At 34.5% G+C, this 12,920-nt stretch carries 17 protein-coding genes; 4 read left to right on the top strand and 13 right to left on the bottom strand.

The genetic code is table 11. The features are described from left to right. Positions 1-4: 4 nt before the first annotated feature. The 11 genes from BLP46_RS03410 to BLP46_RS12960 form a co-directional block, all read right to left on the bottom strand. On the bottom strand, positions 5-733 hold the full coding sequence (locus BLP46_RS03410) for a rolling circle replication-associated protein (protein ID WP_143000436.1): 729 nt from the start codon (positions 731-733) through the stop codon (positions 5-7). 189 nt (positions 734-922) lie between these two features. Continuing rightward, positions 923-1,609 (bottom strand): hypothetical protein, encoded by a 687-nt coding sequence (locus tag BLP46_RS03405; RefSeq protein ID WP_143000435.1) that lies wholly within the window; start codon positions 1,607-1,609, stop codon positions 923-925. Between the two features lie 78 nt (positions 1,610-1,687). After that, positions 1,688-1,915, bottom strand: coding sequence for a hypothetical protein (locus BLP46_RS03400; protein ID WP_092975628.1), 228 nt, complete (start codon positions 1,913-1,915; stop codon positions 1,688-1,690). Then, positions 1,915-2,280 carry a VRR-NUC domain-containing protein gene (locus BLP46_RS03395; RefSeq protein ID WP_092975625.1) on the bottom strand — a complete coding sequence of 122 codons (366 nt, stop codon included), beginning with the start codon at positions 2,278-2,280 and terminating at the stop codon, positions 1,915-1,917. Before BLP46_RS03395 ends, BLP46_RS03400 begins: the two co-directional genes overlap by 1 nt. Next, positions 2,277-2,852, bottom strand: coding sequence for a hypothetical protein (locus tag BLP46_RS03390; protein ID WP_143000434.1), 576 nt, complete (start codon positions 2,850-2,852; stop codon positions 2,277-2,279). The genes BLP46_RS03395 and BLP46_RS03390 overlap by 4 nt, the downstream gene beginning before the upstream one ends. A gap of 102 nt (positions 2,853-2,954) precedes the next feature. After that, a complete protein-coding gene (locus BLP46_RS03385; protein ID WP_092975619.1) occupies positions 2,955-3,167 on the bottom strand; it encodes a hypothetical protein in 213 nt (70 codons plus the stop codon). Between the two features lie 49 nt (positions 3,168-3,216). Next, positions 3,217-3,414, bottom strand: coding sequence for a hypothetical protein (locus tag BLP46_RS03380; RefSeq protein WP_092975616.1), 198 nt, complete (start codon positions 3,412-3,414; stop codon positions 3,217-3,219). 9 nt (positions 3,415-3,423) lie between these two features. Beyond that, entirely contained in the window at positions 3,424-3,567 is a 144-nt protein-coding gene (locus BLP46_RS12965; protein WP_167669163.1) for a hypothetical protein, read from the bottom strand. A gap of 507 nt (positions 3,568-4,074) precedes the next feature. Further along, on the bottom strand, positions 4,075-4,254 hold the full coding sequence (locus tag BLP46_RS03375; RefSeq protein WP_092975613.1) for a hypothetical protein: 180 nt from the start codon (positions 4,252-4,254) through the stop codon (positions 4,075-4,077). Position 4,255: 1 nt separating this feature from the next. Continuing rightward, the gene (locus tag BLP46_RS03370) at positions 4,256-4,534 is read right to left on the bottom strand and encodes a hypothetical protein (RefSeq protein ID WP_092975610.1); all 279 of its coding nucleotides are present in this window, start codon (positions 4,532-4,534) and stop codon (positions 4,256-4,258) included. A gap of 31 nt (positions 4,535-4,565) precedes the next feature. Next, entirely contained in the window at positions 4,566-4,724 is a 159-nt protein-coding gene (locus tag BLP46_RS12960) for a hypothetical protein (protein WP_167669162.1), read from the bottom strand. A gap of 161 nt (positions 4,725-4,885) precedes the next feature. Between BLP46_RS12960 and BLP46_RS03365 the strand changes: the two genes are divergently transcribed. From BLP46_RS03365 to BLP46_RS03350, 4 genes are all read left to right on the top strand, one after another. Continuing rightward, positions 4,886-5,245, top strand: coding sequence for a helix-turn-helix domain-containing protein (locus BLP46_RS03365; protein ID WP_167669161.1), 360 nt, complete (start codon positions 4,886-4,888; stop codon positions 5,243-5,245). Positions 5,246-5,526: 281 nt separating this feature from the next. Beyond that, complete coding sequence (locus BLP46_RS03360) at positions 5,527-6,216, top strand: LytR/AlgR family response regulator transcription factor (RefSeq protein WP_167669160.1); 690 nt, start codon at positions 5,527-5,529, stop codon at positions 6,214-6,216. Between the two features lie 102 nt (positions 6,217-6,318). Continuing rightward, entirely contained in the window at positions 6,319-7,242 is a 924-nt protein-coding gene (locus BLP46_RS03355; protein ID WP_092975601.1) for a zinc ribbon domain-containing protein, read from the top strand. A 161-nt stretch (positions 7,243-7,403) separates the two neighbouring features. Then, positions 7,404-8,639, top strand: a complete 1,236-nt coding sequence (locus tag BLP46_RS03350; RefSeq protein WP_092975598.1) for a tyrosine-type recombinase/integrase — start codon at positions 7,404-7,406, stop codon at positions 8,637-8,639. A 618-nt stretch (positions 8,640-9,257) separates the two neighbouring features. Here BLP46_RS03350 and BLP46_RS03345 read toward each other — a convergent pair. Continuing rightward, a complete protein-coding gene (locus tag BLP46_RS03345; protein WP_092975595.1) occupies positions 9,258-9,923 on the bottom strand; it encodes a hypothetical protein in 666 nt (221 codons plus the stop codon). A 3-nt stretch (positions 9,924-9,926) separates the two neighbouring features. Continuing rightward, complete coding sequence (locus BLP46_RS03340; RefSeq protein ID WP_092975591.1) at positions 9,927-12,899, bottom strand: HsdM family class I SAM-dependent methyltransferase; 2,973 nt, start codon at positions 12,897-12,899, stop codon at positions 9,927-9,929. Between the last annotated feature and the right edge of the window lie 21 nt (positions 12,900-12,920).

Genomic DNA, 12,920 nt, shown 5'->3' with positions numbered 1-12,920 from the left:
ATCGTCATTCATATCGTCGGTATTCAAGCGGCAGTAGTTTGAAATACCAGCTTGCACCTGTGAGGTCGTTGTAATTATAATTATCGTCATCTTTGCTGATGTAGTAACCCTTAGGGATTTTTATTGTCTCTCCACGTTCAAGTTTTCTGATTTCGCGTTTTCCTGCTTCTCTAACCTCAACCTCCGGTCGCTTAAGGTTTCGACTGCTCATCATTCGCTTTTCTCCATTGCTGTCCTTTTGTATGTATGTCGCCAACGCTTCAAAATTGCCTTGCTCATAAAGAGGTCTAAAATCCATTCCGTTTTTGTACCGCCAGCATTCTTGCGCAATTCTACGAATTTTATCGCTAAGAATGATGTGAATATGCCAGTTCTTTCCGCTCTTACCACATTCGATAAAGCCATAATATTTAAAATCAATACCTTGCTTTTTGCAACGCCTTTTTATGCGAACGAACCAATTTGAAACACAACGCCTGAAATCCTGTTCTGTTTCAAATGTACCATACTGAGCTGAGAACCTGCACCACCAATCGCCGATGCCCCAGTTGCAATTAATAATCCTCTGAGCTGCTTTAATTGCTCGGAGCTTATTTGCAATTTTTTGCTTTTGAGGAGACTTGCTTTTATTGCGAGAGCGGCCGCCATAATTTTTACCGACTCTGCGGAAAGATTTATAATACTCAATCTCAATCATCTGATTGCTCTTTATCGTTCTTTTATATATGTACATAGTATAACCTTTTATTTTATCATCGCTTTTATGTCAACGTCTACTTAATTAATTGTTATAGCAAGATTGCAAAGCGGCAGGTCGCCGCAGTTTAAAAAAAAGACAGTCGTGCCTGCCTTTTTTTATTGAAAGAAGATTTCATATTAAAATTTATATAACAGCGTACAGAGCTTGCTATTTAAATTGTTTTTATGATTTGTCATTATAAATTGTGTTTAAGCTTGAGCAAAAGCCTTTTAGTTCTTCATCTTTTCGTGGTAAATGTCGAGCACGTTTTCCAAAATCATCCGGATTAAGTTGTTCCCACATCTGTTTCAGTTTATCTCTATTAGTGATACGATAAAACGCTTCTATTTGCTGTGCATATGGTACATTGCTTCCGTACTTCTTGATTAAACTGTCAACTATTTTATTACCTGCGCGAAGCGCATGGGCTTTGCTCATTTTGTCATTACACGATTTATAATAAAGATTCAAATATACATTTTCATTTGTAAGATTATCAATAATTTCTAATGCAAGTTCAAATGCATCATCTTGTCCGTTTGTATCTCCTAACTCTTTTGCAAGACGCGACATAAGAATAGAAAATTTATTTGCATTATCAATCCACTTTTCATGTATCGCACTAATAAAATAAAAATCTGTTTTAAACTGCCTATATTCATTTAAAAACTGATATTTTAAAATTGCAGCAGTTTTTTGACTTAGCATACCTGTTTTTATTAAACTATAAATATTTGCAAACTCGAGCACTAAAATTCTATCTAAGACAGCTAAGCTTTGAAGTTCAAGTACTTCGATTTCTCCATCAATGATTTTCTTTGAAATTAATTCAATATCATCTATTGTTTTAATTTTATCTGTATTCATCATTATTTCTCCTTTTTATTTTTCATCGCTATTCTCCTAATCCATTCTCGCACCAAAGCATTTTTTCATTGGTCTTTAATTTCAATCATTATTGTTGTCGTCCTTTTCTGCTCTACTGCAAAAATCACTTTCGTTAACAAAACCGCCGTATACGTTACAAATGTATCTATAGCAAGAGCTTAAAAATTCATAGTGTTTACAATGCTTGCAACGGACTACCTCAGCAACATCGACGGTGGATGCTGATTTTACAAGCCTATCAACTGCCTTTAGCAAAACATCACGCTCTATGTATTCTTTTTCACTCATTAAACTTCACCTAATTTCAGATACTTTAATATTTTTTTGATTGCTTCATTACAACCATAACAAACTGAAACCGCGTAGCCTTGTTCACTAAGATTTTTGAGCCATTCATTTTGTTTTGCAGTTGTTTTGTTCTTACCACATTTTAACTCAATAAATAAACCGTGATAACCGCCACGGCTGACAGGGAGAAACAAGTCAGGCACGCCTGCCTTCACTCCCTGCCTTTTTAGGTTGGCCGCTTCAAGTTTATTTCGACTGCCTCCGTTTGGGATGTGGAACATCAAATTCACTTCTGGATATTCCGCTCTAATAAAGGTTGTCCATTGAAATAATTTTCGCTGTTGGTCAGCCTCATACTGTTTCATTCAATCACCTCAAGCATTGAACAAAGTGTTCGCAAATCTTCATTACTTTTATTTGCAAACATTTTAAGCTGTAAGTTTAGATTCCTCAATATAATGAATCCTACAATAAATATACCTGATTTTACAGCTATATAAGGCTGACTATCAAAATTATTGTCACATCTTATAAATAAAGAATCGTAGTCACCTTCAAAAGGTTCTAACCATTTTGGGTCATAGTAGTATAATCCACGCCTCGTAAACACAGGTCTTACTGTATTATCGAGATTAGCAAATTTGATAGTAAATGATGCACTAACAACAGGTTCTTCTGTTTCGTCTATGTCATTGTAGTTTAAAGAAGTATTATTTACACGTGTTATTGCATAATCATCACGTTTTTTTTCATCAATATCGAGCAATGCAAAAATCATTTCATTATTGAGCTCAGGTAATTTATGAACCGGATAAACTGTATAACCATTATTTAAAAACTGAAGTTTCGACTCCTTGATTTGTATGATTTCGATTTGTCCTGCATTTTTTGCAAGACTTTGAAACTTTTTAAATTTCATAAAATCATGTCCTTTCATTAGCTAAAACCTGAACAGCCGCACCTGTTCAGGTAATATAAGATAAGAGGAAAATGTCAGAATAAAGATAAAAAATATAATAAACTGTGCGGAGCTTATTAACTAATTTAAGCTGTTTATAAAATCTGTAAGATACTCTATTGCAAGCTTTTTAAGTCTTGATGCTCTGTTTGAGTCTGATACTTCAATTTTATTAGCATGTCTTTTAAATTCACTAAGCTGCTTTTGAGCTTCTGTGAAATATATACTTGCTGTCACAAGATCTGCATCAGCGTTTTTATCAAGTTTAGAAGCGAGCTCTTTTGCTTCTTTCAAAGCCTCAGTCTTTTTTTCTCACATGTATTACTTGCATTTCTTTTGCCTCCTATCCTGCAATAACAGAGGCAATAACGGTTTTTGCATAACCGTTTATCATCGGATTCTTTTTCCAGTGTCGCTGTATATGCTTTGTAGATACTCCAAGATAAATAGCTAATTCTTTCTGACTTAATACATCTTTATCCGGGAATTTTTCGTCAAGTCTGTCGAGTGTTAATCTATACAGTGGCTTTTCTCTTGCCATAAAATCACCTCACTTATCGTACTTATTTCGGGTTTCAATCAGCTCAGCAAGTGCTTTTACGTTAGCAGCAAGCTCATTCGCTTTTGATTTATCTTTCGATAGCTTGTGAATGTATTTACACAAATCAACTATCAAATTATCAATATTTTTCACTCTTTCACGCTCCTCTTGTAATGATAATTCCAACGACAAACAAACAAGTCGCTGTAAGTGATTTAATCAGCATTTTTGAGCTGTTGTATTCTCAGTAACTGCTGAATCGCTTGCAGTTTTCCACGATTCCACAATTAACACGCTATTTGTAACACATCAATTGTAATCTTACATTAATAATAGATTAATTAATGTAAGTGTCCCTCGCAGGAACACTTTATTTTAAATTTTTCGTATTCGTCGAATAAACTGTTTTTAGAAATGAAATTTAAAAGTGTTTCTGCCGCTGACGAACAAGCAATTTGTTCTTCTTTCTTTGCTTTTAAAACTTCATCATCAACAATACATTTAAGTTTAAAGTCGTCAAAACAATCGTCATATTCGCATTGTGCTTCAAAAGCTAATTGTTCGCAATGATATGCTTCTTTGAAAATTGCTTTTTAAGAAGATTTGACATTATATTCACCTGCCTTTACACGTAACAAGCTATACTCCACATTAACATTATTAACTCACAGAAAACTTAGTTCTTGATTCAACTAATTTGGCAAGAGCTGCTACGTTCTCTGAAACAGCTGAATCGCTTACTGTTTTATCACGTGTGATTCTGTCTATGTATTTGCACAACTTTACAATTGTGCTATCGACTGATTCTAATGCTACTTCTTCATTGACTGAAAACAACATATTAAGCACTCCTTTCCGCTCCGGCAAATAATTTTTTAATCATAGATGCTGTCTGAATTATATCCGTTCCGTGCGCATATGCTTTTAGCCGTGCACACGGAATGTTATAAGTCCATCTACCTGAGTCACTCTGCAATGCTGAGCCGATAGGTAGCTTTTGTTTCTTAAGACCTTCATAAATAAAATTGAGAGCAACCCCGAGATACTTCGCCGCTACGGTCGGCGGAACATCGTCATATTCCTGCCCGGTCTTTGGATTGATAAGTATAGTGTTGTTCATATTTTCACCTCCTCGCTTTTAGTCGCTGTGTTCACGCTGATTTCTGATGTGAGCCCAATAAAAATGCAGTTGCGGCTATGATAGCTTTTTCTTTCTGTTCCTTAGTTGCATTTTTTAAAAGTTCTTCGTACAAGCATTTAACATCTTGACGTTCTGTTTCTCTTTTGATCGTTTTGTCTGTATAAATCATTATGTCATCTCCTTTTTGCATTGTAACAACATTATATACTTTCTAATTTGAATTGTCAAGTCATTGTTTAAAAATATTTATTTTGTTTTTGCATTGACAAATCATTGATTAGTGTATATAATGAATATATTAAATTGTATTTTTAGCAAGAGGTGATAAAGTTGGACATAAACGAGCGCTTTAAAACATTGCGAAAAGCAAAAAAGCTCTCGCAAACAGAATTTGGAGAGCATGTGGGGGTTTCAAGAAGTGTTATTAATAACATAGAAAGAAAACTTGTTGAACCTAAAGATTTATTTGTCAAACAAGTTTGTAAAGAATACCACGTGAATTATTTATGGCTAACCGATGGCTTTGGAGAAATGTTCTCAGATGATGAAGACTACATACTTGACGAGCTGTCGGAAGAGTTCAATCTTGATGAGCTCGATAAAAAGATAATAGAAATATATTTAAAGTTAAGTCATGAGGATAAAATGGTGTTTAAGAACTTTCTTAAGCAAATCTTTGATGAAAAATAAAAGAGGTGATTAATCACCTCTTACAAAAATTCGATTTACTAACGTATAAATCTTTTTAAGCATTTTTTCATTTTCGATTTTATTTAGCAATTCAATTATGTATTTTTTGTAGTTATACACGATATCAACTTCTTTCGTTTAAATTTTAATTGTATTATATATCCTTTTTTGTTCGATTTTCAATCGAACGGTACAATTAGCAGACTTGCGGGGATAATTAGTTGAATTTTGCGTATAAAACGTCACATTTGATATACAATAATCTTATGAATATTGCTTTTTTGGATGATGATAAACAGTGCTTAAAAAGTTTAACACGTTTGGCAAAAGATATAATAGATAAAAACAATGTCTATGATTTTTTATTTAATTACTTTGAGTATGATAACCCAATGCTATTTTTAGAAGAGCACAAGGAAAAGAAATTCGACGCTGTGTTTTTAGATATTGAAATGCCACAAGCAAATGGCATGATTGTCGGTGATGAGGCTTTCAAAATAAATCATGATATTTTTATTTTTTACACAACCAGCTTCAGTAACTATGCTGTTTCAACGATAAAGCATAGAGTTTATAGATTCATAGATAAAGGAGATAAGATTGAATTAGAAGAATCTATTAAACAAATGCTTAATGATATTGCTCTTTTTAAATCAAATTATATTTTTTCATACGACAAAGAAAAATTTATAATTCCTGCACAGCAAATTTTATATTTTGAAAAAAGACACAATGTAGTTGACATAATCACTGAGAAAGAAACATTTATTCAGCGAATTTCAATGAAAGAGCTTGAGCAAAATTTATCTAACATTAAATTTTTTTGCAGATGTCATTCTGCGTATATTGTCAATCTCAGAAATATAAAAAAGTTTACAGATAAATATATTATAATGAACAATGATGCTCAAATTAGTGTAAGCAAAAAATATCACGCAAACCTAATTCGTAAATTAGCTTTGATTTTTTAAATTTAATTCTATTTTAAAAAAAACAAAAAGCCTCTATCGTAGCTGCAACTGCGATAGAGGTACAAAAAAGTGATAAAATGCACACTTTGAGGAGGATTTTTTATGAAATGTGGGAAATGCGGTCAAGAACTGAGAGAAACAGACAAATTTTGCCCGGAGTGCGGAACACCTGTCGAGCAGACAGCACCGACAGACGAAATAGACGCAGCGAAAACCGAGCAGCAGATAGAGCAATTGCAACAGCCTGATTATGTTGTTTGTTCGAACTGCAAAAGGTTGTACAAAGCCGTTCATACAACCTGCCCGTATTGCAACACGGCACCGACACCGCCTGAACCTAAAATTTGCCCAAAATGCGGCACCGAGAATGATCCAAATGCTGATTATTGTTATAAGTGCTTTACAGTCTTTTCCGAGCCAAAAAAGCCTGAGATTGATTATACAAATTTTTATAAATTGAATAAATTTGCGATTGTAATAGGGGCGTTAATTATAATAGCTATAATTATTTATGGCGTATCTGCGAGTCGCTGCTCAAAATCTTCTCCTGAGTCAAAGTCTAATTATTCTTCGTATTCAAGTCATTCTGATTTTTCGTCAAAAGAATCAACTGAAAAGCCGACCGAAAAAGAAACCGAACCACCAACAGAAGAAGAAACGAAAGCACCGACAGAATTTATCGACACTTTGACCGAGCTTTACTCTGACAATGACATCACAGTTTATTTCAGTGACGTCAAAAAATATAGTTCTGAGGATATAGCAGAGGTTCATTTTTACGTTCAAAATAAAACGGACGAATCTATTACATTTCAGGCAAATACCGTCATTCTTGACGGTAGAAGTTATAACAAGATTATTTGCAGTGACCCCGTTTCTGCAAACAGCGCCGGAATGATTGAGCTTTCTGTCGAGGACTGTGAAAATTACGATCCGTCAACAGTAGGCGCAGATTTAATTTACTTTGATTCGATTACTTATGATAACACTGTAAAACTCAGCATTGCGAGTCAAAGCGTAAAATAAAATAAAATAAAAAACCGCCCTGACTTGTTGGCGCAAGTCGGAGCGGAAGCCACTACACAAGGGGGCAATGGTACTAATCAAGCAATAATATTGTACCACACCCCTGCGAAAATTACAACATTTTGCAGGGGATTTTTGCACCCTTTTTTAAGGAGTAAAAAATGAAAAAGTGCATAAATCGACGGTGCAACCGAGAATTGCAGGACGATTATATATATTGTCCTTATTGCGGTAAAAATCAATCAGATAATAAGCCGAGCACCAGACGACGAACAAAAGGCACCGGCAGTATTTACATACGCAAAGATAATAAGTCAAAACCATATGCCGCTGCAAGTAGTGCCACCGGCAAACAAGTTTACTTGGGAGCATTTGCAACAAAACGAGAGGCAGAAAATGCACTAAAAGACTACGAATATAATCCTGTTAATGGTTTTAATATGACACTTGAACAATTGCATGATAAATGGATAAAAACAAAAACATACAAAAAACTCGGTGACAGTGTAAAAAGCAACTATGCGAGTGCATATATCAAGTTAAAACCACTGTATAAGCGTAAATTTAGGGATTTGAGGACTTCGGACTATCAGTATATTATAGATTATTATGATAATCCACACCACGAAGTCGGCGCAGGCGGTAAGCTGAAATATCTTTTGCCTAATGGCAAGGGTACTTATAAAGTTACTGACACGCCTAAAATATGCCAGGGCTTAGGATACTCCGCACTACATAAGATTAAATGCTTAGTTACGAGTCTTTACAATTTTGCAATGCAAGAGGACATAGTTAATAAGGACTATGGCACATTTATTGAACTGCCCGAACCCGAAGAGGTAAACGCCACACGCTTTACCGATGTACAGTTAGAACTTATCAGACAAAACATAGGCAAAGTGCCTTATGCTGATTATGTTTATATTATGTGCTATCTCAATTTTAGAGTTACCGAGTTTCTTTCGCTCACTACCGAGCAATACCATGTCAGCAAGCAAGGTATACATTACTTTGTTGCAGGTATTAAAACTGATGCAGGTAAAAATCGTATTATACCAATTCATCCAAAAATTTTAAAATTGATAGAGAACTGCATAAACAACAAAGGTGAAACGATTTTTTGCAGAATCCACGAGGGTTCAGAGATTGGAAAATCTATGAATAAAGACTATTTTTTAAAATACGCTTTTCGTCCGGCAATGCTGGCTCTCGGGTTAGGTGACGAATTTACTCCGCATTCCTGCCGCAGAACTTTTTCAACGAGAATGTCTGCCGCAGGAGCAAGAGAAGAAGATATTATCGCACTTATGGGCCACACAGATTACAAAGTCGATATTGATCACTACATTATACAAGAGGTTGACACCCTCTACAACGCAATCAAATTGCTGGCATAAAACAAGCCGCTCGAAATATAATCGGGCGGCTTGTTTTATGGAAAATTTGTAGTTTATTTGTAGTATAAGAGACCAAAAAGCATAAAAAGAGATAAATATTTTTGAAAACAAAAAATGTTATTGATAAAGCAAAAAGTCAATAAACAAGCCGTTATCGGCTTACTTACTGACTTTTCCATGGCTCCCCCAACTGGGCTCGAACCAGTGACATCATGATTAACAGTCATGCGCTCTCCTTAGTGTCACACTCAGTGCCCGACTGTGTTACCCAAGTAATTGTTAGACGAGTATTCAGCAAAAAGAAAGATGCGTATGATTATGATTTCGTCTTTCATAAATACATAGCGTTAACACTTTCGGTAAAAAGCCGATAACTTATAAGGCTTACATTTCCTCTCAGGGCATGTCAACCACGTCCTCCACGTTCTCTAATCGTCCGAGCTTAACATTATCAGCAGAATAAGCCAAGTAAGAAAAAACAGCTAATTAGTCAAAAAGAATTCTTAAGACATTCATAACATTAGACTAACCATATTCTTTGACATGCTCAAATTTTCTAAAGAATAAAATATAAGCCTTCGATGATAAGCAATTTTCGTTCATTTATTAACTTGTATTTTAAGTAAAATCAAAAAACAAGTGATGGAGTGTTATTTCGTTTTTGTCGGTGTTTCGTATATGGCGTGATGCATATTGAGGATCCACAAAAACAGTTTCTCTAGATAAATTGCTAATAGGTGAATCTGTTGCAATTTCAGAAACAAGTTCTTTCACTATATCAGCAATTTTTCCGCTTAATACATACCCCACTATTGATGATTCAGATGATTGTGAACCATAGCGTCCGGATGTATAGTTTTGGACGCCTGTTTTAACATATCTTTTGATTTTATCTTTTTTCTTATGATAAAGATTTTTGCATTCCGCTCCAAAATAACTGTTTGAAGTATTCCAATCTCTAAAGCAAAAATCTATCGTAGGTTCGTATCCGCGTTTCTTTTTTAAACTCGGATCAGGATATTGATGTACCGGTCCTATACGGTTGATTTTAAGAGATGTTGCACGATTCTTATTATTCCATCGTTGTTGTATTTTTCCATACCATTCTAGTGTAATATCATCTTCCAATGCATTCTTAGTTATTATGATTGCGGGATCAGATACTAGATCATGATATCCTTGCCATAAAGTCAATAGGATCTCATTAACCCCAGATGGTCCAAGTCTTTTAGCTAAATCATCAGGGACAGGAGAGGAGGCTGTTATATTTCTAATACTACTCATTTTTTACCTCCATGCGTTTGAAACATCTTTAAATATTTCATCTGCATCCCTACATGAAGCAGAATATGTCCAATACTTTCTTTGCGAAGGCTTAATGATAAATATTTTATCCTGTTGATAGATTCGAAGGTTTCGCCTAATAAAAACCATTTGTTGTTCGTCAACCAACGAACCATCCAAATTCAGAAGTAATTCATTTAATTTATCATTATTGTTTTCAAAGTTTGGATTGGCTTGATAATGATCTTTGATGCTTAACACAAGTAAAGAAAGTGGCGAATCCCCCAAATAGAATATGCCTGAAAAGCCTATATTCTTTCCAAATGAATTTAATAACACCTCAGTTAATGATTGATAGTACAATTTATAGGCATCAACATTTGGCGATTCAAAAGAAACTGAGCGTTGTTTATTCTTAAAATAATCAAACACATAATCAATTACATCATCTATTTGATAGCACTCATATTCTTTTAAACGATACATCCTGCGAACAAATTGCTCTGACCGCTCTTTATCTGTTGGTGAAGATACTAATTCGTCAAATAATATACAGGCTTCGGCTATCTCTATTTCGTTCGGATTAGGTATGGGCGTTTGCCAAATGTCCCCTGCTTCTAACTCATCACGTTCAACTAACCACTTTCTGTTTGTAAGGATATGATAATACGAAAAAACTCTTGACCCTATAATTACACTTAGATACTTGAGTTTATTAATGTCTCCATGTATTCCCAACAAACTATGGTTAAATACAGCATTATAATCTAATACCTCCGATAGAAAAGTGCCGTTTCTATGACTTTGTTTTATAATTAAATGTGGAGCCATAAAGATTTCTCTATATTTTTTTACAACACATTCAAAATCACTAAATTCGACAACAGATAAATCAATCTGAGGAACATAATATGGCTTGAATGTTTTGGCTTCTACTAACGGAAGTCCATAAAAATCATTACACTGGTGCTTGCGATTTCCTCTTTTGAACCCTTCGGCAGTTATCATCTGATTTTCGTTAAGAAATGATTTCATGGGTTCGAAAGTATTATTCATTTTTTCGATTAATTCAAGATCTCGCGGAGAACCCCACATTGCAATCTTCCATATCCTATCATCATCAATAATATCAGATGGAATTCTGCAAATATCCGTTGGATCTATAGAAAACTTTCTTATATCTTCAATTGTGTAAATTGGCTTTGGAGTACAATATACTATTGGTTGATTAATGCTTTCTTTTTTAGGAGTGTAGATAATCGCAGCAGCTGGTCCACTCGCATGATCGAATAAAAACCTTCTATATATTGACAGATTAATAATCGCAATTACACTATTATTGAAAAACAAATCAGCGCGATACTTTCTACTGTTTTCTGATCTATTAAATAGTAATCCTTTACTTGGCATTAAAAGGCAAATAAACCCATTTGTTTTACATAACGATGAACACTTAAGCGAGAAAGCTTGTGCGATTTGCTTATCACCTATGACATAGTTTTCTTTTTTTAAGTATTCTTTTGTTTTATCAGTAATACTGCTTTGCCAAGGAGGATTACCGATAATCACATCATATTTTGTTGAATTAAATGTTTTATCTTCATCAAAGAAATCGCTGATAATCAAATTTGTTTCAAGTAATCGAGGAAATGAAAGATCATCCCATATGCTACGTGGATCAAGAAAATCGCACATAGCAAGGCTTAAGCTAAAGGATGCAACTCTGATAGCTTCTTCATTAATATCTACACCAAATATACATTTGGTTAATAGTGATTCAAGTTGATCACATGTGATAGAATTACAATTGTTGTGATAAATCCATCTGCATACGATTCTTCTATACGCTTCAACTAAGAAAACACCTGATCCGCATGAGGGATCAAAAAAGGTAATATCTTTATAATCACCTTCCCACGGATAAACTTCATCCATTAACAAGTTTACGAGATGTAGAGGAGTATAATATGTACCTTTCTCATCATCCTCATCCGAAAGATGAAAAAATAATTCGTAGATACTACTGATAAGTTGAATGGGGATTATATCGAAACTATAAAGAGGCCATAAAGATAGTTGTCGGCTTTCCAGATCACTATCTCCCAGAAGAAATGCACGTAATTCTTCTAAATCTGTTTGCGTAATTATCTCTTCTTCTATTTCCGAAACTTGAAGTGTATCGCCATGAAACTTTTCTCTTAATGAATGAAACAAATTGTATGTTGCTTCTTTATTCTTTAGAACATCAGTATATTGCTTTGCAGATTCAAAAAATTGTGAATAGAATCCATAAGGAAACACCGTTTGCCCGTTAGAATCCTTTCTTTCCTCTAAGTACTTAATAAATATAGATCTGCTGAGTAAAGAATGAACAACACTCGAAATAATTTCTTTGCTTGTGTTATTTCTTTTGCCGATTTGATTGATCAGAGTTTTACGCATGATTCTTAGATTTGACATAAGGGTTGTGTCAACTCGTCCCTGTGCATCAAATCTATTTTTGCTTTGTCTCCAAAACTCCCCGCTTTCAAGCAATGTGCGATGATACTTTTGAAGCGCAGCTCGTTGTGTTGCTACACCATTAGCTAAGCTTAATGTTTCAATTACAGCAGCGGTAGGATCAAGCGTTCCATCCTCTTTTGTTTTTGGAGTTTGGTAGTTATTATAGATTAATAATTCATCAGGTGTAACCACAAACAGCAGCGGTGCTTCTCCAAGATTCCAAGATAATCGATGTAATTCTGATACTTGTTTTGCATCATATTCCTGTATAACCGAGAAATAGATTAGTGGTATCTTCGCAATTCCCTGCGTATCACGAAGAAAATAAACTGCATCAACTCCTATTTTATCATGAACCTGTGTATAAAACATTCTTTGAAAAGGGCTCATACTATGTAAGCTATCAGCTGTAGCCAAACCATTATGTTCATCTAAATTCAGGCAGTCAAATATTCCATTAAGCAACTCGCTCATTTTCCCCTCCGCATTTATAGA

The organism is Ruminococcus sp. YE282, from assembly GCA_900101355.1.
Classification (GTDB): domain Bacteria; phylum Bacillota; class Clostridia; order Oscillospirales; family Acutalibacteraceae; genus Ruminococcoides; species Ruminococcoides bromii_A.
The sequence above is the reverse complement of the archived record's forward strand: the minus strand, read 5'-3'. Positions and strand labels throughout refer to the sequence as shown.